This window comes from Undibacterium sp. WLHG33, from assembly GCF_049544815.1.
Lineage (GTDB): Bacteria > Pseudomonadota > Gammaproteobacteria > Burkholderiales > Burkholderiaceae_D > Undibacterium.
Genome location: NZ_CP186697.1, coordinates 1,684,573 through 1,705,531, shown reverse-complemented (window position 1 = coordinate 1,705,531; position 20,959 = coordinate 1,684,573). Strand labels below are relative to the sequence as shown.

21 protein-coding genes are annotated in these 20,959 nt (G+C 51.6%); 15 read left to right on the top strand and 6 right to left on the bottom strand.

Going from position 1 to position 20,959, the window contains the following annotated elements; translation table 11 throughout:
- Positions 1-98 precede the first annotated feature (98 nt).
- On the bottom strand, positions 99-983 hold the full coding sequence (locus ACOTSW_RS07790; RefSeq protein WP_423682277.1) for a PhzF family phenazine biosynthesis protein: 885 nt from the start codon (positions 981-983) through the stop codon (positions 99-101).
- Between the two features lie 373 nt (positions 984-1,356).
- Here ACOTSW_RS07790 and ACOTSW_RS07785 point away from each other — a divergent pair, with 373 nt between their 5' ends.
- Both ACOTSW_RS07785 and ACOTSW_RS07780 read left to right on the top strand, forming a co-directional pair.
- Entirely contained in the window at positions 1,357-1,665 is a 309-nt protein-coding gene (locus tag ACOTSW_RS07785; RefSeq protein ID WP_423682013.1) for a DUF1272 domain-containing protein, read from the top strand.
- A 101-nt stretch (positions 1,666-1,766) separates the two neighbouring features.
- Positions 1,767-2,648, top strand: coding sequence for an EamA family transporter (locus ACOTSW_RS07780; protein WP_423682011.1), 882 nt, complete (start codon positions 1,767-1,769; stop codon positions 2,646-2,648).
- A gap of 124 nt (positions 2,649-2,772) precedes the next feature.
- On the opposite strand, the gene thrC is transcribed toward ACOTSW_RS07780, so the two are convergent.
- From thrC to ACOTSW_RS07765, 3 genes are all read right to left on the bottom strand, one after another.
- A complete protein-coding gene (gene thrC, locus ACOTSW_RS07775; RefSeq protein WP_423682010.1) occupies positions 2,773-4,233 on the bottom strand; it encodes a threonine synthase in 1,461 nt (486 codons plus the stop codon).
- A 183-nt stretch (positions 4,234-4,416) separates the two neighbouring features.
- Positions 4,417-6,060, bottom strand: a complete 1,644-nt coding sequence (locus ACOTSW_RS07770; RefSeq protein ID WP_423682008.1) for an OFA family MFS transporter — start codon at positions 6,058-6,060, stop codon at positions 4,417-4,419.
- 209 nt (positions 6,061-6,269) lie between these two features.
- Positions 6,270-6,842: a helix-turn-helix domain-containing protein gene (locus ACOTSW_RS07765; protein WP_423682007.1), complete on the bottom strand. Its 573-nt coding sequence runs from the start codon at positions 6,840-6,842 to the stop codon at positions 6,270-6,272.
- A gap of 158 nt (positions 6,843-7,000) precedes the next feature.
- On the opposite strand from ACOTSW_RS07765, the gene kbl reads away from it, so the two are divergent.
- From kbl to ACOTSW_RS07750, 3 genes are read left to right on the top strand one after another with little or no spacing between them, the layout of a single operon-like run.
- The gene (kbl, locus tag ACOTSW_RS07760) at positions 7,001-8,206 is read left to right on the top strand and encodes a glycine C-acetyltransferase (protein ID WP_423682006.1); all 1,206 of its coding nucleotides are present in this window, start codon (positions 7,001-7,003) and stop codon (positions 8,204-8,206) included.
- Positions 8,207-8,215: 9 nt separating this feature from the next.
- Positions 8,216-9,187 (top strand): NAD-dependent epimerase/dehydratase family protein, encoded by a 972-nt coding sequence (locus ACOTSW_RS07755; RefSeq protein WP_423682005.1) that lies wholly within the window; start codon positions 8,216-8,218, stop codon positions 9,185-9,187.
- A gap of 27 nt (positions 9,188-9,214) precedes the next feature.
- Positions 9,215-10,597: an L-serine ammonia-lyase gene (locus ACOTSW_RS07750; protein WP_423682004.1), complete on the top strand. Its 1,383-nt coding sequence runs from the start codon at positions 9,215-9,217 to the stop codon at positions 10,595-10,597.
- 50 nt (positions 10,598-10,647) lie between these two features.
- On the opposite strand, the gene ACOTSW_RS07745 is transcribed toward ACOTSW_RS07750, so the two are convergent.
- Positions 10,648-12,825: a hypothetical protein gene (locus tag ACOTSW_RS07745; protein WP_423682003.1), complete on the bottom strand. Its 2,178-nt coding sequence runs from the start codon at positions 12,823-12,825 to the stop codon at positions 10,648-10,650.
- 190 nt (positions 12,826-13,015) lie between these two features.
- Here ACOTSW_RS07745 and ACOTSW_RS07740 point away from each other — a divergent pair, with 190 nt between their 5' ends.
- Positions 13,016-13,330 carry a hypothetical protein gene (locus ACOTSW_RS07740; protein WP_423682002.1) on the top strand — a complete coding sequence of 105 codons (315 nt, stop codon included), beginning with the start codon at positions 13,016-13,018 and terminating at the stop codon, positions 13,328-13,330.
- Positions 13,331-13,450: 120 nt separating this feature from the next.
- The gene (locus ACOTSW_RS07735; RefSeq protein WP_423682001.1) at positions 13,451-13,777 is read left to right on the top strand and encodes a hypothetical protein; all 327 of its coding nucleotides are present in this window, start codon (positions 13,451-13,453) and stop codon (positions 13,775-13,777) included.
- 107 nt (positions 13,778-13,884) lie between these two features.
- Here ACOTSW_RS07735 and ACOTSW_RS07730 read toward each other — a convergent pair whose 3' ends face one another.
- Complete coding sequence (locus ACOTSW_RS07730) at positions 13,885-14,331, bottom strand: Lrp/AsnC family transcriptional regulator (protein WP_423681999.1); 447 nt, start codon at positions 14,329-14,331, stop codon at positions 13,885-13,887.
- A 144-nt stretch (positions 14,332-14,475) separates the two neighbouring features.
- Here ACOTSW_RS07730 and ACOTSW_RS07725 point away from each other — a divergent pair, with 144 nt between their 5' ends.
- The 8 genes from ACOTSW_RS07725 to hscB all read left to right on the top strand — a co-directional run bounded on the left by ACOTSW_RS07725 (position 14,476) and on the right by hscB (position 20,946).
- Positions 14,476-15,567: a saccharopine dehydrogenase family protein gene (locus ACOTSW_RS07725; RefSeq protein ID WP_186883593.1), complete on the top strand. Its 1,092-nt coding sequence runs from the start codon at positions 14,476-14,478 to the stop codon at positions 15,565-15,567.
- Between the two features lie 99 nt (positions 15,568-15,666).
- Entirely contained in the window at positions 15,667-17,178 is a 1,512-nt protein-coding gene (locus ACOTSW_RS07720; RefSeq protein ID WP_423682275.1) for an aldehyde dehydrogenase family protein, read from the top strand.
- 248 nt (positions 17,179-17,426) lie between these two features.
- Positions 17,427-17,627: a VF530 family DNA-binding protein gene (locus ACOTSW_RS07715; RefSeq protein ID WP_423681997.1), complete on the top strand. Its 201-nt coding sequence runs from the start codon at positions 17,427-17,429 to the stop codon at positions 17,625-17,627.
- Between the two features lie 165 nt (positions 17,628-17,792).
- On the top strand, positions 17,793-18,275 hold the full coding sequence (iscR, locus tag ACOTSW_RS07710) for a Fe-S cluster assembly transcriptional regulator IscR (RefSeq protein WP_423681996.1): 483 nt from the start codon (positions 17,793-17,795) through the stop codon (positions 18,273-18,275).
- A gap of 16 nt (positions 18,276-18,291) precedes the next feature.
- Entirely contained in the window at positions 18,292-19,545 is a 1,254-nt protein-coding gene (locus ACOTSW_RS07705; RefSeq protein WP_423681995.1) for an IscS subfamily cysteine desulfurase, read from the top strand.
- A gap of 83 nt (positions 19,546-19,628) precedes the next feature.
- Positions 19,629-20,015, top strand: a complete 387-nt coding sequence (iscU, locus tag ACOTSW_RS07700; RefSeq protein ID WP_423681994.1) for a Fe-S cluster assembly scaffold IscU — start codon at positions 19,629-19,631, stop codon at positions 20,013-20,015.
- A 95-nt stretch (positions 20,016-20,110) separates the two neighbouring features.
- A complete protein-coding gene (gene iscA / locus ACOTSW_RS07695; protein ID WP_423681993.1) occupies positions 20,111-20,434 on the top strand; it encodes an iron-sulfur cluster assembly protein IscA in 324 nt (107 codons plus the stop codon).
- An 8-nt stretch (positions 20,435-20,442) separates the two neighbouring features.
- Complete coding sequence (gene hscB, locus ACOTSW_RS07690; RefSeq protein WP_423681992.1) at positions 20,443-20,946, top strand: Fe-S protein assembly co-chaperone HscB; 504 nt, start codon at positions 20,443-20,445, stop codon at positions 20,944-20,946.
- Positions 20,947-20,959: the final 13 nt, after the last annotated feature.

The window sequence follows — 20,959 nt, the reverse complement described above, 5'->3', positions numbered from 1 at the left end:
GCTTAAGGCGGCGCTCCACTGACTGCATTTGAATGAAGACGCTATTTTAAAGGATTTCCCGCAACACTACCCGTGCTTTCTGCGGATTCCCCGTCTTTTTACCTGATTTGAATCATGCCGCGACCGATTTCGATGACTTTGCCGCCAACCCTGATGGTTGTATCTCCTGCCACATCCAGATAAAGCTGACTCGGCCGTCGCATCTGCGTCCCCTGCTCCACCACGAAGCTCGCGGGCAGATCGCGCCCGGCAGCGAGCCACCAGCCACCCAGATTGGCGCAAGCGGAGCCGGTTGCAGGGTCTTCACCGATACCGCCTTCAGGGCGAACAAAGAAATAACGCGCAGTCACCAGTTGACGACACGCTGCGTCCGCATCCGCACCAGCATCAGCGGCATCAAACGCAAACACATACGCGGTACGCCGCCCCAGACTGCTTACAGGCCAGGCACCAGGCAAGGCAGCATCCGGTCGCGCACTACGAACTGCGCCCAGCGTTTTCAATGCGACCAACAACTGATCAGACCCGGTATTGACCCACAGCGGCGCCGACAATAAATCGTCTTCATGCAAACCAAGCAGATGCGCGATTTCTGCCGGGCTCGACTCACACGGCCGCGTCCGCACCGCCTGCGGTGCGGCAAACGTCCAGACCTGATCGTGCAGGTTCAGCGATACGATCCCCGCTTTACATTCCAGTGTCAGCGCATCGCTTGCGCCAAAAAGTGCAGAGACCACGTGGGCAGTACCGATACTGGGATGACCTGCGAACGCCATCTCTGTGCCCGGTGTAAAAATCCGCATGCGCGCAGTCGCCTTACCGGACGACAGAATGAACGTGGTTCCCGACAAATTAAACTGCAAGGCCAGCGCCTGCATTTCTGCATCCGACAAGCCTTCCGCATGTTCAAACACACACAGGGGATTTCCGCCAAAGTCAGACTCGGCAAACACGTTCAGAATTCGGTAAGGGTAATTACGCATCATCATTCACCTTATACATACTACATACGATACATACGACTATGGATAATCGGCATGGCCTCACCTATTACTGGCGCAAAGTATGTCGTACGCACCACAGGAAACCTCAAAAAATGAGAAAAGAAGGGAGTATGTGCAATTTTCGCCTTATTGTCAGCATAAAATAAGGCGCTTAAAACATACTCGGGGGAGTATCTATAGGCGCTACAGAGCATATGTATAGCGCCTCCGGAATGACGCGACAACAACGCACCACAAAAAAAATGTGGCGCACCGTACGACATGGGCAGCAAAAGCCAGCTAAAAATATGTTGATCGCCGGCTGAGGCTGTTATGCTAAAGGCATACTTTCTCCACGACCATTTTGATCATCATGTTAGAACTTCGTCCCGGCTGTGAGCATTGCGATACCGATTTACCGCCAGCCACAAGGAATGCGCGGATTTGCAGTTTTGAATGCACTTTTTGTGCCGACTGCGCAGAAACTATTTTGCAGAATGTCTGTCCGAATTGTGGCGGCGGCTTCAGCCCGCGTCCGGTGCGCCCTGCACAGAACTGGAAAGGTGGCAATAACCTGAGCAATTATCCGGCAAGCACCGTCAGAAAATACCGCCCTGCGGATCTGGTCGCGCATCAAGCATTGCTGCAAAGCTTGCAAGGACGATCAGCAGATCAGCGCTGATCTTAAAATTAGTAAGAGTAAGAGAAACAGAGTACTGCCTTTTCCCCACTTTTTTGACGGACGATATGTCGCAGAACAGCCTAAGCCCCCGCCACCTTCTGATGGCATTGATCGTAGTCTTTTTGTGGGGAATGAATTTCGTCGTCATCAAAATCGGCCTGCGCGGCATTCCACCGCTTCTGATGGGAACCCTGCGTTTCATGCTGGTCGCGTTTCCCACGATTTTGTTTTTACCGCGCCCCAAAGTACCACTAAAGCTGCTGATCGCCTATGCAATGACCATCAGCCTCGGGCAATTCGCTTTTCTGTTTTCCGCCATGGCTATCGGGATGCCAGCGGGTCTGGCCTCACTGGTATTGCAGGCGCAGGCTTTTTTTACAGTAGGTTTATCGGCACTTGTTTTTGGCGACAAACTGCGCCTCAGCAATTTGCTGGGTATGCTGATTGCCAGCTGTGGGCTGGTCTTGCTCGGCAGCGCCAGCATCGCCAGCTCGGCCAGTCAGGTTACCTTAGCGGGTTTTGCACTGACCATTTGCGCCGCGATTTCGTGGGCAAGCGGGAATGTGATCAGCAAGAAAATCGGCCCGACCGCCGTGCTGAGTCTTGTCTCCTGGAGCGCACTGGTGCCGGTGATTCCGTTTTTCCTGCTGTCACTCTGGTTTGAAGGCAGCGAACAGATCAGCCACAGCCTGAAGAATATGAGCTTGCCATCGGCGCTGACCATTGTTTATCTGGCGTTCGCCGCGACCCTGATTGGCTATACTTTATGGGGACGCTTACTGGCAAGCCTGCCGACACACATGGTTGCACCACTGACCTTGATGGTGCCGGTCATCGGCCTGACAGCCGCGTGGGTCTTACTTGGTGAGGCGCTGAGTCCGCTGCAGATCGCGGGCGCGGTGATCGTGATGTGTGGTTTGCTGATTAATGTGTTCGGGCCGCGATTACTGAGTCACTTGCGGGACATTTTCCGCTCCCGTTAATGATGTCGTCAGAAACAAATCGAAAAAATCGCCATCAAAAAAAATACACGCACCCAATAAAAATGCGCCTTCGCAGGCTACAAACTGCGAAAAGGCGCATTAACAAACAGGAAGACAGTTCTGTTTAAAGACCAGTATTTGTCGCAATATAGGCTTTCATCTTTTCCACATCAGCGGTCATCACTTCAAAGCGTTGCGGCAGCGCTTCGATATTTTCAAAACCAGCCGGACGCTCCGCATCACGCCCCAGCGCTTCGCGGATAGTTTCATTAAATTTGGCTGGCAAGGCGGTTTCCAGCACGATCATAGGCACACCATTTTCTATATGCTCCAGCGCGACCTTGATACCATCGGCCGTATGCGTATCAATTGTGATGCCGTAATTTTTTTCAACCTGACGTATGGTATTCAAGCGATCTGCATGTACCGATTTACCGGATTGAAAACCGAAACGGGCTACCTTTTTAAATTCATCGCCATCGCTGCCAGGCTGACCGGACAAATCAAAACCGCCAGCCGTTTCCACTTTGCCAAACAAGGCTTTGACCCTTGCTGCATCGCCATCGAGCAGATCGTAAATGAAGCGTTCAAAGTTCGAGGCTTTGGAAATATCCATCGACGGGCTGGTCGTATGCCAGGTTTCAGCCGATTTACGCACGCGATACACGCCGGTGCGGAAAAACTCGTCAAGCACATCATTTTCATTGGTTGCCACCACCAGCTTATCAATAGGCAAGCCCATCATGCGTGCGATGTGTCCGGCACAGATATTGCCGAAATTACCCGAAGGCACGGTGAACGACACTTTTTGCTCATTGCTGGTCGTCGCACTCAGATAACCGCGGAAGTAGTACACCACCTGTGCAACCACACGCGCCCAGTTGATCGAATTCACCGTGCCGATTTTCTGACGTTCTTTATACGCCAGATCATTGGAAACAGCCTTCACCATATCCTGGCAATCATCAAACACACCTTCGACAGCGATATTAAAAATATTCGGGTCTTGCAGGCTGAACATTTGTGCGGTCTGGAATGCGCTCATTTTTTTATGCGGCGACAGCATGAAAACGCGTATGCCTTTTTTGCCACGCATCGCATATTCAGCAGCGCTGCCGGTATCACCGGAAGTGGCACCAAAAATATTCAGTTCGGCCTGTTTTTTGGCCAGCGCATATTCAAACAGATTGCCGAGCAATTGCATCGCCATATCTTTGAATGCCAGCGTCGGGCCATTCGACAAAGCTTGCAGGATCAGCTTGCGGTCCTCTTTATCTTCGAGCACGCGCAGTGGTGTGATTTGCGCTGCGTCTTCACCCTGACGCGCATTGCGATAGACATCTGCCGTGTAGGTTTTTTCAACAATCGCTTTGAGGTCTTCCGCCGGAATATCGGTCGCGAATTTTTTCAAGACTTCAAACGCCAGACCAGCGTATGACAAACCGCGCCATGCATCCAGTTCTGCGCCACTGACCTGTGGATAGCTGGTGGGCAAATACAATCCGCCATCCGGCGCCAGACCACCTAAGAGAATTTCCGAGAAATTTTGTGCGGCGGTATGTCCGCGGGTTGAAACATATTGCATAAGATGACTGAAGTAAATTAAGAGGTTGGATGAATTTTCCGTCTATTATATCGCCCTTACCCCCTCAAAACCCAGGCAAAACGAATGAAAGTAAGCCCCGGCGTTGTCAGCGAGCGCGCCACGCTGGCCGGCTTTGTACAAACCTGTGCGATTTTTATTCCTCAGAACCCCTTTGCCGGGCTGTCATTTAAACAGCACGATGGCTTTCTGAAAAGTGATCCAGATTCCTGCCAGCATAGGAATACCGACAACAGCCCAGGCGGCGATCAGTAAGACTGGGTGACTGGCTTCGCGCGCGACTGCAATCATTCCGCTGCTATTGACGGCAAGATTACGGTCATGTGCGAGCTTACGTTCGAATGCCAGCTCCTCGTCACTCATAAAATTCTCTGCCTGCACCGGGCGTATCAGTGCGTTGCAGAGAAAGCCCAGAACCAACATTCCGGCGAGGATATACATCGTGACATCGTAAGCCTGCGCTTTCGGTACCCCGTTGGCGATCTGGTATTCGCGGATATAAGTAATCAGTAAAGGCCCCAGCACGCCGGCGGTTGCCCACGCTGTCAGCAAGCGACCATGAATTGCGCCCACCATCTGCGAGCCGAACATGTCGGCAAGATACGCAGGAACCGTGGCAAAGCCACCGCCATACATCGACAAAATAATGCAGAATGCCAGCACAAACAGCGCCAGGCTGCCAGCCTTACCTGCACTGGGTACCGCGGAATACAGCACGAAACCGAGTGCAAAGAATATGAAATACGTTGCCTTGCGGCCGAGATAATCAGAACAGGAAGCCCAGAAAAAACGCCCGCCGATATTGAACAAAGACAGCAAACCGGTAAAGCCGGCCGCAATCGTTGCAATCTGCGTTTTCTGCTCCACACTGAGTTCATTGAAAGCGAGATCAACACCGATCAGCTTGCCGCCAAATACTTCCTGCAAGAGCGGCGATGCCATACCCAGAACACCTATCCCTGCTGAAACATTGAGACACAATACGCACCAGATCAGCCAGAACTGCGGCGTCTTCCAGGCTTTCTCCAGATGCACATGCCGACTGGTGATCATAACGTTGCTGATCTGTGCAGGTACAGGTGCCCAGCCCGGTGGCGCCCAGCCCGAAGCCGGAACGCGATAAGCAAAAGCACCGGCCAGCATAAAGACAAAGTAAATCGCCGCCATCGTCAGGAAAGTTTCCCAGACACCGACGGATACCGGTGTTGCATAGAAACGCATCAGCCAGTCGGCCAAAGGGGCACCAACCATAGCACCGCCACCAAACCCCATGATCGCCATGCCAGTTGCCATACCGCGACGATCGGGAAACCATTTAATCAAAGTGGAAACTGGCGAAATATAGCCAAGCCCCAGCCCGATACCACCGATCACACCGGCGCCCAGCCACATCAGCCACATCTGATGAATGTAAATACCAAACGCGGAAATGACCAGACCACCACACCAGCAGACAGCGGACACAATACCTGCCTTGCGAGGCCCGGCATGTTCCAGCCATTTACCGAATAAGGCGGCCGAACTGCCGAGAAAGACGAAAAACAGGGTGTACATCCACGCAAGCGTGGAAATGCGCCAGTCGCAATCGCTGGTGAACAACTCAGTCAGCAAGCTCATTTCCTGAGGACAGGCGACCGGATTTTTCATCCCTATGGCACGCGATAAGGGTAACCAGAATACTGAAAAGCCGTATGCCATACCAATGCACAGATGTATTGCCAATGCAGCTGGCGGCACCAGCCAGCGGTTAAAACCCTCGCCTGCGATCGTACGCTCTTTAGCAAGCCATCCCGGTTGCGGTTGCGACATACAACACTCCTGTTTAAAAAAATGCCTTTTGAATAATATCGATGAGCTTATCAAAGCAAGTACTTTGCCCAGGATTCATATTGCATTTTGTTACTAAAATTTAGCTTTCCGGATGAACTGCCTTACCCTTCTCAGCAAAAAAACGGTCGTTTGCAGCCTGTGGCAAGTCTTGCGTCAGCCCATCTGTCATTCGGCGGCAATGAGCTGACTCAACGGTGTATCACCACCATCAATGCTTTTGCTTCAGTTTTACCGGTGTTTCTGATGGCGTGACTCTTATCTGCTTCGTAGCGGGCCGTCCCCCCGACTTTGACTTTCTTGCGCGTATTATCCACTTCAATTTCTACGCTTCCCTGCAGAACCGTCAGATGTTCAGTCGTGCCGGGGTCATGCGGGTTCGATACCAATGCACCGCCGGGTGCCAATGTCAGCTCGTACCATTCATATTTACCTGCCAGATCCATAGGACCAAGAATGCGCAGGACATAACCGGCATGTTCGCCAGAGAGGGTCGGCGTTTCATGCGATTCCAGTAATCGGATCACGTCCTGCTGCGGGACTTCGGATGACAATAATTCCGCCATGGTGACACCAAGCGCATTTGCCAGTCGCCAGGCAACAGCAATGGTGGGATTGGCTTTTTCACGCTCAATCTGCGACAGCATCGACTTGGAGACACCTGCCGTACGCGATAAATCTTCCAGTGTCAGACCGCGGTCGAGACGCAATTTCTGTAAGGTTGCGCCAACTTCTGGCGGCGTATTCGATAAAACTTTTTTCATAAAGGCTCTTGCGTCATTAAACATTAATGCTTAGCATTCGATATATCGAATTTATGTTCTACATATTGAAATTTTTAATTCTTTCAAAATAAGTTAAAAATTTCTTTTCTCAGTCTAACAGCAGAAACCACTCAGCCACAGCATTTACCGAGACAACCATGAGCCAGACAACATCCAGACAACACTTTTTCAGTAACTTAGCCGGAAATCTCAACAATTTACGCGAGCAAGGTTTATATAAAACCGAACGCGTGATCGCCTCGCGTCAGGGTGCGGTTGTCACTTGCGACGATGGTCGCCAGTTAATCAACCTGTGCGCAAATAACTATCTGGGACTGTCCGGCGACGAAGCGATGGTGCAGGCATCCATCGCTGCGACCGAACAATTTGGCTATGGCTTGTCATCGGTACGTTTCATCTGCGGCACGCAAACGGTACACAAGCAACTGGAAAAAGCGATCGCAGAATTTCTCGGTACCGAAGATTGCATTTTGTATGCTGCCGCATTCGACGCTAACGGTGGTGTATTTGAACCCCTGTTTGACGAAAATGACGCCATCATTTCCGACACACTGAATCACGCATCGATTATCGACGGCATCCGCCTCTGTAAAGCTGCACGCTATCGCTATGCACACAACGACATGGCTGATCTGGAAACGCAACTGCAAGCTGCTGCAGATAAACGCCACCGCATCATCGTGACCGATGGCGTATTCTCAATGGACGGCACGATTGCCCAACTCGATAAAATCTGCGCACTGGCAGATAAATATGACGCCCTGGTGATGATAGACGAATGTCATGCCTCCGGCTTCATGGGTAAAACCGGACGCGGCACGCATGAACATCATAATGTCATCGGGCGTGTCGACATCATCACAGGCACGCTGGGCAAAGCACTGGGTGGCGCCATGGGCGGCTTTACAGCGGGGCGCAAAGAAGTGATCAACACCCTGCGTCAGAAATCACGCCCTTACCTGTTCTCGAATACGCTTGCGCCCTCAATCGCCGGTGCCTCTTTATCGGTATTGCAACGTCTGTCTTCTTCAACAGAACTACGGGATCGTCTGCATGCGAATACCGAACACTTCCGCCGTGAGATCGTATCGCTGGGATTCACGATTAAACCGGGTACACATCCTGTCGTCCCGGTCATGCTGTTCGATGCGCCAGTTGCGCAAAAATTTGCCGCGCGCCTGTATGAGCTCGGCGTATTTGTCACCGGCTTTTTCTATCCGGTCGTGCCGATGGGGCAAGCCCGGGTTCGCGTCCAGCTGTCTGCCGCACACACCACAGAACAACTTAACACCGCACTCGCTGCTTTTGCCCAAGCTGGCCGCGAACTGGGTCTGATTAAATAAGGAATCAACATGGAAAAAATATTAGTTATTGGCGCGAATGGTCAGATCGGCAGCGAGCTGGTTGAAGCACTCGCACTGCAGCATGGTGCGGACAACGTGGTGGCAGCCGATATCAGCCCCGCCAGCCTGTACGGCGCAAAAATTTATGAAATCATCGACGTACTGAATGCAGCCCGTATCAGCGAAGTGATAGAACAGTACAACATCACGCAGGTTTATCAGCTGGCAGCACTGTTATCGGCAACTGGTGAAAAAGCGCCGCTGAAAGCCTGGGAACTGAACATGGACGGCTTGCTGAATATTCTGGAAATCGCGCGCATCCGCGGTGAGGCGGGAAAACCACTGAAAGTATTCTGGCCTTCCTCCATCGCCGCGTTTGGCCCGAACACACCGCCGGTCAATACGCCGCAATACACGGTAATGGATCCAAGCACAATCTACGGCATCAGCAAACTCGCCGGTGAACGTCTGTGCGAATATTATTTCGAAAAATATGGCGTCGATGTCCGCAGCATTCGCTATCCCGGCATCATCAGTTATAAGTCTCCACCAGGCGGCGGCACCACTGATTATGCGATTGCGATTTTCCATTCTGCACTGCGTGGCGAATCTTATGAATGTTTTCTGGAATCAGAAACCACGCTGCCGATGATCTACATGCCAGATGCGATCCGCGCCACAATTTCACTGATGGATGCGGACGCCACCAAACTTTCTGTACGTTCCTCCTATAATGTCGCAGGTTTAAGTTTCAATCCGCGTGAATTGGCCGCTGCAATCAAACAAAATTTGCCTGCATTTGAAATACACTACGCCCCGGACAGCAGACAAGCAATTGCCGCTTCCTGGCCACAAAGTCTGGACGACAGTCAGGCACAGAAGGACTGGAAATGGCAAGCGAATATTGGCCTCGATGCGTTGGTCGCTGACATGCTGAAAAATATCACCGTAGCAGCCAAAGGATTAGACAAGGTTGCATAATAAAAATTTGAGACTGGAGTAACGACGATGGACATGCGTGTATTTGATTTATTTAAAATTGGCGTCGGCCCCTCCAGCTCTCACACCGTTGGCCCCATGCTGGCTGGCAGGCGCTTTTTACTAGAAACACCCGATCTGCATCTGGCAACAAAAGTGCAGGTTGCGCTGTATGGTTCACTCGCCCTGACTGGTGTCGGTCACGCCACCGACAAAGCAGTGCTGCTTGGCCTGATGGGAGAAACTCCGCAAGATGTTGCGCCAGAAAGCGTCGAAGAAAAGCTTGCCATTCTGAAGCAGACCCGACAACTGAATTTACTCGGGCAGCACAGCGTGGCATTTGATCCGCAAACCGATCTGCTCTGGTTCAAACAGGAAGTCTTACCCGGCCATCCGAATGGTCTCAAATTTTTCCTCACGCGCAGCGACGGCAGTATTTCTGAAAAAACTTACTACTCCACCGGCGGCGGTTTTATTTACTCTGAAGAGGAATTAGCAGCCACTCCGACTGAGAGAAAAAGCACAGCAATACCAGTACCATTCCCGTTCAACACCATGGAAGATTTACTCGCTCATGGCCAACGTACGGGCTTGTCGATCACAACGATGTTACGCGCGAACGAAAACTGTCACTGCAGTGACGAAGAGTTAAACGCGGGTATCGATAACATCTGGGCGGTGATGAAAGCCTGTATCGCCCGTGGCTTACAGATGAGCGGCGAATTACCCGGTGGTTTGCAGGTAAAGAGGCGCGCTGCGAATCTATGGCGCGCGGCGAATTCCAGCGCAGATGTGTTGCCACATGATGGCTTGCACAGAGTCAGCTTGTACGCAATGGCCGTCAATGAAGAAAATGCGGCCGGTGGCCGCGTTGTGACGGCCCCGACCAATGGTGCCGCCGGCATTATTCCTGCGGTGTTGCGCTATTATGCCGAAGACTGTAAGCCATCTAACCCTGAGCAAGGTATACGTAACTTTTTGCTCGCTGCATCCGCAATTGGAATGTTGTGCAAAAAAAATGCCTCCATTTCCGGCGCAGAGATAGGCTGCCAGGGCGAGGTCGGCGTCGCCTGCGCAATGGCCGCCGCCGGTCTGACAGCAGCACTCGGTGGCACCAACGCACAGATCGAGGCTGCGGCTGAAATCGGCATAGAACATCATCTGGGAATGACCTGCGACCCTATCGGCGGGCTGGTACAGATTCCCTGTATAGAACGCAACGGCATGGGAGCAGTCAAAGCCATCACGGCGGCTTCACTTGCACTGCGCGGCGATGGCCAGCATAAGGTCACGCTTGACGATGCGATAGAAACGATGCGTCAGACCGGTGCCGACATGCAGGCAAAATACAAAGAAACCTCATTAGGCGGCCTTGCAGTTCACGTTGTGACTGTGAACTATGCGGCTTGCTGACAAGAGCTAAACTGCCCCAGTAAGCGGATAGCAAAGTTGTCGCTGTCCGCTTATTTCCCGGCACCAAAAGAAAACTTCCTGACTCCGGCCTGCCACAACAGAAACGCCCACGCGTCGGCGCGTTCAGCCGACACTGACAATTCATCAGCCCCCGGCTTCTTGCCGGAAGTGCGTAGGAATACCGGGCGATTTTTATTGGTACTCAGTATTTGCATACCAGCGGCTAATTTGGCAGACATCCACAGTGGCGCGGTAGCATCAGTGACATCCGCGGATATCAGCATCGCAGGATAGGCCACGCCAGAACGCAATTCATCAAACGCGAATACGGTGTCAGCATTAGTCGTGCGATTTTTTTTCGGAGTATTTTTCTGATCTGTGGCTGGCAAAGCCTCACTACGGACATTGTGCACATGCACTGCTGCGAACAAATCCGGACGGCGCAAGGCCGCTTTCATCACAGCATCTTTCGCGGAATCTACCTCCTCCGCTGTCAGTTTTTCGGGCGAGGTATAGCCTTCCCTGACCAGATACTCTGCCGCCAGAATCACATTTGCACTTTGTGCATGCATGTTCCCCGACAAAGGATATTTCACTGATTTGGATTGCTTGCCATCACTGCCATTTGTAGCGTCACGCATTTGCACGATCGCCACAATACCGCCCTGCTCCAGCCACGCCATTCTGCCTGCATCAAACCCGGGGGCAAAGATTGGCGGCGTCGCATAGTCGGTCACCAGTAACGCAGGATGACTGCCATCCATTTCCAGGCCAGCGTGATAAATCAGTGTTAAAGGAATACGCTCACCATTGGCTGCGGCCAAATAGAAAGTTTTACTCAGAATATCGGCAGTTGGCTGCGCTGCCGTTCCTGCGGGCAAGACTGAAACAAGCTGTCTGTCTTTACCAAGGCGATATCTGGCTGGTGCAACACTGGCAGACTGCAGAATAAAGGAAAGCTGACCAGAGGCGGGCTCCAACGATATTTCACTGACTTGTCCCCGCAAAGGCAAAACGATAGCGCTGATGTTCCCGCTATTCGCGTCAGCTTTCAGCAATTGACTCACTCCCGCTTCACTTGCATGCCAATACAACGCGTCTTTTACTGCGAATAATTCATGCAAGATCGCGGCTCCATCTTTCACCAATGGCTTTGCCTGACTCAGCTTCAGCGTTTTTAAATCGACTTTTAACAGACTGCCATTAATCGTTTTCTTACGCGATAACAGATAGATTGCGTCACCGGCGAACGCCAGACTCTCGATTTTATCCGCAGGCGCCGCAAACAATTTCCAGGCTGTGCCAACACCAGTCACATCACTTTGTTTTGCGTAAAAGTAGCTTTTTGCTTTGCCGTTCGCGTGCGTCACTTCAACGAATACCAGCGCCGCGTCCGGTACGATTTTCATGCGCACAGTGTCGTCAGACGACAAGCGGACAGGTTTTGCCATACCAGCACCGACGACCACTTTATCAATGCGCACCGGCTCGCCGATGATGTGCTGCGCCATTTCGATCTTTCCCTGCTGAATTCCATTGTTCTGGCGATCAGCATAGCGGGTATAAAAAACTGCCTTGCTATCCGCTTTCCAGAACGCATTATTTTCAGCATCATCAGCCGGCGTAATGCGATCATCCAATAACTGACCGTCACTGATCTGGATAAGACTGAGTGACCATTCTGTGCGACCATGACGATTGATTTGTGTCAGCACGCCCAGTTTGCTCATGTCGGGCGCGGGTAACAGGCGCTGTATATGCTCATTGTCTCCAGTCAGAAACAAGACCCGCTCAGCGCCAACGACTCTGTTTTGAATAAGCACGCGGCTGCGCTGATCTGCACCCGTCTGAACATAGATCCTGCTGTCAGTGGTTTCTATATCCCCAATCACAGCGGCCTTCCCGGCAACAGGAACGCTCGGCACTTCAGACAACATCTGCCCCCGCAAACGCGCCAGTAAGGATTCCCGGCCGTCAATACGTGTAATGACATTGTCAGTCAGCGCATTCTGTCGTTGCAGCCAGTCCTTGATCTGCGCATGCTCCGTTTGCTCAAACAGACGAAAAGGATCTGGTGCTTCATGGTGAGCCTGATCTTTCACCGCCTGAACTGCCTCCACCACCGCTGGCGGCATTGCCGGATAGCTGCCCCAGGACTGCGCCTGCACCACTGCGGGCAACAATGCACTCAGTATCAAGCACAGACAAATACTTCTGAATTCAGGCATATCGCCTCCGGGAAAATGTCATTCTTACTCTCTGTTCATCAAAGTTGTACTTGATGCATCGCATTTCAGTCCTTGTTTTTTTAGCTTTATTCCCGGCTTTCTGCATTTCATCGCATCTCGCTGGCGATATGTTGGAGCGTTATTTACAGTACAACCATCGCAACACCAATCAAACAACCGGAGAGCAACCATGAAATCACTGACAACTTCACAATTAAGCATCTTCAGCATCGCTGGATTTGCCGCAGCCATCGCATTGACAACAGCATTCCAGCAAACAGCCATCAACGACCCACTGATTCCTGTCGTTACAATAACAGCCCAGAGAATGACGGAGCAACAGAAGATCGCTTTCGACCTTGCGCAATCCGCATCCACTGTACACACCGTGGAAATTACAGGAAAACGTCTGACAGCCGAAGAAAAACTGGCATTTGACCGTCAGGACCGGAACCTTCAGCAAGCAAAAACAAAAATGTATAAAAAACCAGCCTTGCTGGTCTGAATCAGCAAATAAACTGACGATCTGAAAAAAAATTTACACTAAATTGTTTGGCAAGTCACAACACTTACCTTATAGTTGCATTTACTTTCGTTTGCAGCATTCACATATCAGCAGGTAATCATGTCAAAAAAACCGCTACTCCTGAGTTTGCTTTCAGCCACCATGCTGGCTGGTACTGTCTTTTGCAGCAACGTGTTGGCCATGACATCCATGACAATTCCGCAGAATCCGCAAGACAGAAACACCGTTGACGTCGCTCAGGAATCTGCCTCTGCCAGCGCAAGTGCGCAAGTTCAGACACAGCTTGATCGTGGTGGCGTTGATCGCGCATCGGTACATTTGCAAATCCTGCAGCAGTCGAACACCCATTTTTCAGACAATAACGTCGCGAAAAAAACCGGTGCTTACGATAAAAAAGCGCAGATTAAAGCGTCCAGCAATTCCTGAACAAGCCCTGATTTCGTAAGATACTCCCCTATGCCATCGCGCCGGACTCAAGTAACGGCGTGGACTCTTTAAGCATACTCACCGGGAGTATCTCGTCTCCAGCAGTATCATAAAGCAGCGCGGTCTATTCTTTTACTAAGGATGACTGAAGTCGAAGTCTGCCGCACCCCATCCATTGCACCGATCTGATCCAGCAAACGATCCAGCGTTTCTGTTGTATCGCAGCGCAAAGTCAGCATGTAGTCAATTGCTCCGCTAACCGCACACAAGGTTTCGGTTTCCGGCAATTGCTGCAAATGACGAATCAGCAATGGTGCGTACTTCGCCTCAACCGACATTCCCACATACGCCCTGACTGCAGGCTGGCGCATCGTATGACTGAGCCTGACGCCGTAGCCCTCGATGATGCCGCGTTTTTCTAATGCCGCGATTCTGGCAATAACGGTCGTACGGGCAATCGCCACCTGCCGGGCAATCGTCGTCACCGGCGTGCGTGCATCATCCATCAGCAAGGCAAGTATTTTCTGATCAATCTCATCGAGCGCAGGTTTCATATCGTCATTTTGTTTTTACATATCGTCATATTGAATTATTTAACTACATTTTGACGATATTTCACCTGCTATTATCTGACAAAATTTACATCTACACTTGCTCCAGCACCTTTTTACAACATCCATCAGGTTTTGGAGAACATCATGACAAGCAAACTCATCCTGCTCGGCGCAGGTAAAATCGGCGACGCAATTCTGAACCTGTTGTCGCACACTGGCGACTACGAAATCACGGTGGCAGACCGCGACCCACAACGGTTGAAGTACGTAGAACAGGCCGCATTTCCACACACCCGTATCGTGCAGGCCGATCTGAGCGACAAAGCTGCGGTGACTGAACTGATACGCGGCCATCAGGTAACGCTGTCCGCTTGTCCCTATTTTCTGACGCCCATTATTGCCGGTGCTGCGCGCGAGGCAAATTCGCATTATTTCGATCTGACCGAAGATGTGGAAAGCACACGCATCGTCAAGCAACTGGCCGAGGGAGCACATTCGGCATTTGTGCCGCAATGTGGTCTGGCACCGGGCTTTATCTCTATCGTTGCCAACGATGTCGCTCAGCGTTTCGACACCCTGCGTGATGTCAGCATGCGCGTCGGTGCCCTGCCGACATTTCCGAACAATGCACTCAAATACAACCTGACCTGGAGCACTGACGGTCTGATCAACGAATACTGCAATCCTTGTGAAGCGATCGTCGATGGCCAGCTACGTGAAACCGCCGCACTCGAAGAAATCGAACATTTTTCACTCGATGGCATCGACTATGAAGCCTTTAACACTTCCGGCGGCCTCGGCACACTCTGCGAAAGTCTGGAGGGCAAGGTACAAAATCTGAATTACAAAACCGTGCGCTACCCAGGCCATCGCGACATCGTCAAAATGCTGATCCGTGATCTGGAACTCGGGAAAATCGAACGCCGCCCGATACTGAAAGACGTGCTGGAAACGTCCATTCCTATGACCAAGCAAGACGTGGTGCTGGTATTCGTCAGCGTGGTCGGTATGCGCGCTGGCCGACTCGAACAAGAATCGTACGCGAAAAAAATCTATGCTCAGAATGTAAATGGTCAGTTGCTGTCTGCCATACAATTAACAACCGCTTCCGGCATCTGCGCGATGGTGGATCTGGTGGTCAGCGGCAAGCTGCCACAACGCGGGCTGGTGCGACAAGAGCAAACGAAGTTATCTGATTTCCTAAGTAACCGTTTTGGTCAGTATTACGCTGTCTGATCTCCGGCAGGCTGCCGTTCTGCTGTGACGTTATTATTTTTAACCGAAGCGGGTCATCCACAAGAAGACCCGCTTCCCCCAAAATGAGCAATCATGATTATGGACAACGCGACACTTCACACCTTACTCAATAGCATGGGAGTTGATCTCCGCCATTATCAGGGAACAGAACTGCACAGCATTTCCCCTGTCGATGGCACGCCGCTCGCCAGTCTGACTGCCGACTCCGCTGCGCAGATCGATGCCCGCATCAGCCGCGCACATGCGGCATTTCAGCAATGGCGACAAGTGCCGGCACCACGCCGCGGTGAACTGGTGCGCCTGTTTGGTGACGAGTTACGCACGCACAAAGAAGCGCTGGGTAAAATCGTCACGCTCGAAGCTGGAAAAATTTTGCAGGAAGGTCTGGGCGAAGTGCAGGAAATGATCGATATCTGCGATTTCGCTGTCGGGCTCTCACGTCAACTTTACGGCTTGACCATCGCCTCGGAACGTCCGGGACACAGGATGATGGAACAATGGCTGCCGCTGGGCGTAGTCGGCGTAATTTCGGCATTTAACTTCCCGGTTGCCGTCTGGGCATGGAATGCCGCGCTGGCCTTTGTTTGCGGGGACAGCGTGATCTGGAAACCATCAGAAAAAACGCCGCTGACCGCGATTGCCACCCATGCTTTATTCATGAAGGCCGTTGCCAGATTCGGCAGCGATGCACCCGAAGGTTTAGCCGAACTGATTATCGGCGGTCGTGATGCCGGTGCCAGCATGGTCGCCGATCCACGCATCAAACTCGTCAGCGCCACCGGCAGCACACGCATGGGAAAACAGGTCGCCGCCGTATGCGCACAGCGACTCGCACGCAGCATACTGGAGCTCGGCGGCAACAACGCCATGATCGTCGCGCCCAGCGCCGATCTGGAAATGGCGGTACGTGCGATCACTTTCTCAGCGGTGGGTACGGCCGGACAACGCTGCACCACCCTGCGCCGCCTGTTCGTGCATGACAGCATCTACGACACACTGGTGCCGCGCCTGCAGAAAATTTATGCCGGCCTGCCTGTCGGCTCACCGCTAGAAAAAACCACCTTGGTCGGCCCTTTGATTGACCAGGCAGCGTTTGACGCAATGCAAACTGCGCTGGCAACTGCCTCGACTGAACATGGAAAAGTGTTTGGCGGCGAACGCGTTACTGTGTCCGGCTGCGAAGCCGGCTATTACGTGCGCCCGGCAATCGTAGAAATGCCGGCACAGACGACAGCCATGCATCACGAAACCTTCGCGCCTATTCTGTACATCGTCCGCTACCACGATCTGGCACAGGCGATCGAATGGAATAACGCGGTTCCGCAAGGTTTATCCTCCGCGATTTTCACCACCGACATGCGTGAAGCCGAAACCTTCGTCTCTGCAGCTGGCAGCGATTGCGGTATCGCGAATGTGAATATCGGCCCGTCAGGCGCAGAAATCGGCGGGGCTTTTGGCGGCGAAAAAGATACCGGCGGTGGTCGCGAATCCGGTTCGGATGCATGGAAAGCCTATATGCGCCGCGCTACCAATACCTTTAATTACAGCAACTCGCTGCCGCTGGCGCAGGGAATCAGCTTCGATATCTGAATCAGGGTTTGCCTCCAGCCTTCTGCCCCGGCTACTTTGCCGGGGCTTTTTTATTCGTGTCAGCAGACACGGTGGCGGCGTCGTAGCACCGCTCAACGACAGCCGCTATGAGGTCAAAGAGAGGTACAAACAACTTCAACCAGCTGAATATACTGGGGTGAGTATATTTAAGAGCCCAGACTTTACGCGGACATTCGCCGTAAAATCACTCATACTCCCCTTTATTAGCATAAATATTGGCACATATCATGGAAAAACGCAGTCTCGACGGCATTACCTTAGAGCAAATTCTTCACCGTCTGGTTGATCAGTACGGCTGGGAAGTATTAGGGCAAAAAATCCCGGTGCGCTGCTTCACTTCTGATCCGAGTGTAAAATCGAGCCTGACATTTTTACGCAAAACGCCGTGGGCACGCGAAAAAGTTGAACAGCTATTTCTGCAATCCTGATCTGCGCTGACATTCGCGGCAAGCCGTGACACCCGCTGCACCTTCCCCGCCATCGGAAAAAAAGCCCTTGCCTGACAGAATTACTCAAGTTTGCTATACTTGATCAAAATGCTCAACAACTCAGGGCATTCAGGAATTTCTGTCTCAGGCACCAGGAGCTAGCGTATGCGCCTCACTACTAAAGGACGTTTTGCCGTTACGGCAATGATTGATCTGGCATTGCGTCAGGACAAGGGTCCTGTCACGCTCGCCGGTATCAGCCAACGTCAGGATATTTCCCTGTCGTATCTCGAACAACTGTTTGGCAAACTGCGTCGGCATGAAATCGTCGAATCAGTACGCGGCCCCGGCGGCGGCTATAACCTGGCCCGCAAAGCCCAACAAGTCACGGTCGCAGACATCATCATTGCCGTTGATGAACCGCTCGATGCCACGCAATGCGGCGGCAAAGGCAGTTGTCATGGTAGCGATCATGAAAATGGCCTGCACTGCATGACGCATGATTTATGGGCGACGCTGAACGCTAAAATGGTCGACTATCTTGACTCAGTTTCCCTGCAGGATCTGGTCAATCAGCAAAAACAGAAAATCTCGGAAAACCAGGTCATTGTTATGCGTCAGCCGCATGCCAATCACACTGCCACTTGAATATTTGGAGTCTTGAATGAATGCCCCTCTGGAACAAAGTCTGATCGACACGCTGAAAACACCACACTTTCCGATTTACATGGATTACTCGGCAACGACGCCGGTTGATCCGCGTGTCGCTGACAAGATGATTCCGTTTTTGCGCGCGCAATTCGGTAACCCAGCATCACGCAGTCATATGTATGGCTGGGATGCAGAAGCCGCAGTGGAAGAAGCACGTGCCAATGTTGCAGCACTGGTCAATGCTGATCCACGCGAAATCATCTGGACATCCGGCGCGACGGAAAGTAACAACCTCGCTTTAAAAGGTGCAGCGCATTTCTATAAAGCCAAAGGCAAGCACATTATTACGGTGAAAACCGAGCACAAAGCCGTGCTCGATACAGTGCGCGAACTGGAACGCCAGGGTTTTGAAGCAACCTATCTGCAACCACAGGACAATGGTCTGATCACGCTTGAGCAATTAAAAGCAGCCATCCGCCCAGACACGATTCTGGTCTCGGTGATGTGGGTGAATAATGAAATCGGTGTGGTTCAGCCGATTGCTGAAATCGGTGAACTGTGCCGCGAAAAAGGCATCGTTTTTCATTCAGATGCAGCACAAGCGACCGGTAAAGTAGAGATCGATCTGGAAAAAGTCAAAGTCGACCTGGTCTCTTTTTCTGCCCATAAGACTTACGGCCCAAAAGGCATAGGCGCGCTGTACATCCGCCGCAAACCGCGTGTGCGTCTTGAAGCGCAAATGCATGGTGGCGGCCATGAACGCGGCTTCCGTTCCGGCACACTGGCACCGCACCAATGCGTAGGCATGGGTGAAGCTTTCCGTATCGCGAAAGAAGAAATGCAAAGTGAACTCACACATGTGCGTGCGATGCGTGATCGACTGGCCAAAGGTCTCAATGAAATCGAGGAAACCTATGTCAATGGCGATATGGCGCACCGTGTACCGCATAATCTGAACGTCAGCTTCAACTATGTTGAAGGCGAATCCCTGATCATGGCGGTTAAAGACATCGCTGTTTCATCCGGTTCCGCATGCACTTCCGCAAGTCTGGAGCCATCGTATGTATTACGCGCACTTGGTCGCAGCGATGAACTTGCACACAGCTCGATACGCTTTACGATCGGCCGCTTCACTACTGAAGAAGACATTGATTTCGCGATCAATCTGCTGAAAACCAAAGTAGAAAAGCTGCGCGAATTATCACCACTGTGGGATATGTATAAAGAAGGCATCGATATCTCGACAATTCAGTGGGCAGCACACTAAGGCAGCACGTTCATTAACATATCCGGATTCTGGTGATATGGTTCACCAGAAAAACAGATAGTAAAAAATTCAGGAGCATCATCATGGCATACTCAGATAAAGTTTTAGATCATTACGAAAATCCACGCAACGTCGGCGCTTTTGAAAAAGGCGACGAAACCGTTGGTACCGGTATGGTTGGCGCACCTGCCTGCGGCGACGTCATGAAACTCCAAATTAAAGTCGGCGCGGATGGCGTGATTGAAGATGCAAAATTTAAAACCTATGGCTGCGGCTCTGCGATTGCCTCTTCTTCGCTCGTTACTGAATGGGTGAAAGGCAAAACGCTGGATCAGGCACTGGAAATTAAAAATACCGCGATTGCAGAAGAACTTGCTTTGCCGCCGGTCAAAATCCATTGTTCCATTCTGGCGGAAGATGCGATCAAAGCAGCAGTGCTGGATTACAAAAACAAGCACGGCGCACAATAAGCAGATCCGCAATACGTATCAATCAGTATCAACAAGGCAGCATCAGGCTTGACTAAAAATACGGCAGCGATGCTGCCGTAGAGATTGGAAATACCATGGCAATCACACTGACAGAAAAAGCAGCAAAACACGTTTCCCGCTATATGGAGCGTCGCGGCAAAGGCATAGGCCTGCGCTTTGGCGTACGCACGACCGGCTGTTCAGGTATGGCATACAAACTTGAATATGTGGATGAAGTCGGTAGTGATGATCAGATTTTCGAATCTCATGGCGTCAAAGTATTTGTCGATCCGAAAAGCCTGCCTTACATCGACGGTACCGAACTCGACTTCGCTCGCGAAGGTCTGAATGAAGGCTTCAAGTTTTACAATCCGAATGTCAAGGATGAATGTGGTTGCGGCGAAAGCTTCCGGATTTAAGGTTCAGCATGCAAAATCATTTTGAGCTGTTTCACCTGCCTCAACAGTTCGCACTGGATAGCGCACAACTCGACCGCGCTTACCGCGAAGTCCAGAACACCGTTCATCCGGACAAGTTTGTGCAAGCCAGTGAAACAGAAAAACGTGTCGCAATGCAATGGGCAACACGCGCCAACGAGGCTTATCAAACGCTGAAAAAGCCTCTGAAACGCGCAAGCTACCTCTGTCAGTTACAGGGGATAGATTTGCAGACAGAATCGAATACGAGTATGCCTCCCGCCTTCCTGATGCAACAAATGGAATGGCGCGAAGCGTTTGAAGATGCGCGTCATGCCAACGACATCAGTGCCCTGATGGCACTTGAAAATGAATTACATGGCGCACTGAAATCAGAATTACAACAAGTTGGCTCAGCGCTTGACGCGCAGGACTACAAGGCTGCAACGCTGCACATACGCACCTGCATGTTCCTGGAAAAATTCATCACCGACATTGCAGCGCTGGAAGACTGAATCCGAATAACCC

Bases quoted from the DNA above. Each gene is read 5' to 3' on its own strand.
- thrC (WP_423682010.1), bottom strand. From the start codon at position 4,233: ATGCAATATGTTTCAACCCGCGGACATACCGCCGCACAAAATTTCTCG.
- ACOTSW_RS07715 (WP_423681997.1), top strand. From the start codon at position 17,427: ATGGAAAAACGCAGTCTCGACGGCATTACCTTAGAGCAAATTCTTCAC.
- ACOTSW_RS07740 (WP_423682002.1), top strand. From the start codon at position 13,016: ATGAAATCACTGACAACTTCACAATTAAGCATCTTCAGCATCGCTGGA.
- ACOTSW_RS07735 (WP_423682001.1), top strand. From the start codon at position 13,451: ATGTCAAAAAAACCGCTACTCCTGAGTTTGCTTTCAGCCACCATGCTG.
- ACOTSW_RS07705 (WP_423681995.1), top strand. From the start codon at position 18,292: ATGAATGCCCCTCTGGAACAAAGTCTGATCGACACGCTGAAAACACCA.
- ACOTSW_RS07755 (WP_423682005.1), top strand. From the start codon at position 8,216: ATGGAAAAAATATTAGTTATTGGCGCGAATGGTCAGATCGGCAGCGAG.
- iscU (WP_423681994.1), top strand. From the start codon at position 19,629: ATGGCATACTCAGATAAAGTTTTAGATCATTACGAAAATCCACGCAAC.
- iscR (WP_423681996.1), top strand. From the start codon at position 17,793: ATGCGCCTCACTACTAAAGGACGTTTTGCCGTTACGGCAATGATTGAT.
- ACOTSW_RS07765 (WP_423682007.1), bottom strand. From the start codon at position 6,842: ATGAAAAAAGTTTTATCGAATACGCCGCCAGAAGTTGGCGCAACCTTA.
- ACOTSW_RS07770 (WP_423682008.1), bottom strand. From the start codon at position 6,060: ATGTCGCAACCGCAACCGGGATGGCTTGCTAAAGAGCGTACGATCGCA.
- ACOTSW_RS07780 (WP_423682011.1), top strand. From the start codon at position 1,767: ATGGCATTGATCGTAGTCTTTTTGTGGGGAATGAATTTCGTCGTCATC.
- ACOTSW_RS07730 (WP_423681999.1), bottom strand. From the start codon at position 14,331: ATGAAACCTGCGCTCGATGAGATTGATCAGAAAATACTTGCCTTGCTG.
- ACOTSW_RS07750 (WP_423682004.1), top strand. From the start codon at position 9,215: ATGGACATGCGTGTATTTGATTTATTTAAAATTGGCGTCGGCCCCTCC.
- ACOTSW_RS07720 (WP_423682275.1), top strand. From the start codon at position 15,667: ATGGACAACGCGACACTTCACACCTTACTCAATAGCATGGGAGTTGAT.
- iscA (WP_423681993.1), top strand. From the start codon at position 20,111: ATGGCAATCACACTGACAGAAAAAGCAGCAAAACACGTTTCCCGCTAT.
- kbl (WP_423682006.1), top strand. From the start codon at position 7,001: ATGAGCCAGACAACATCCAGACAACACTTTTTCAGTAACTTAGCCGGA.
- ACOTSW_RS07785 (WP_423682013.1), top strand. From the start codon at position 1,357: ATGTTAGAACTTCGTCCCGGCTGTGAGCATTGCGATACCGATTTACCG.
- ACOTSW_RS07745 (WP_423682003.1), bottom strand. From the start codon at position 12,825: ATGCCTGAATTCAGAAGTATTTGTCTGTGCTTGATACTGAGTGCATTG.
- ACOTSW_RS07790 (WP_423682277.1), bottom strand. From the start codon at position 983: ATGCGTAATTACCCTTACCGAATTCTGAACGTGTTTGCCGAGTCTGAC.
- hscB (WP_423681992.1), top strand. From the start codon at position 20,443: ATGCAAAATCATTTTGAGCTGTTTCACCTGCCTCAACAGTTCGCACTG.
- ACOTSW_RS07725 (WP_186883593.1), top strand. From the start codon at position 14,476: ATGACAAGCAAACTCATCCTGCTCGGCGCAGGTAAAATCGGCGACGCA.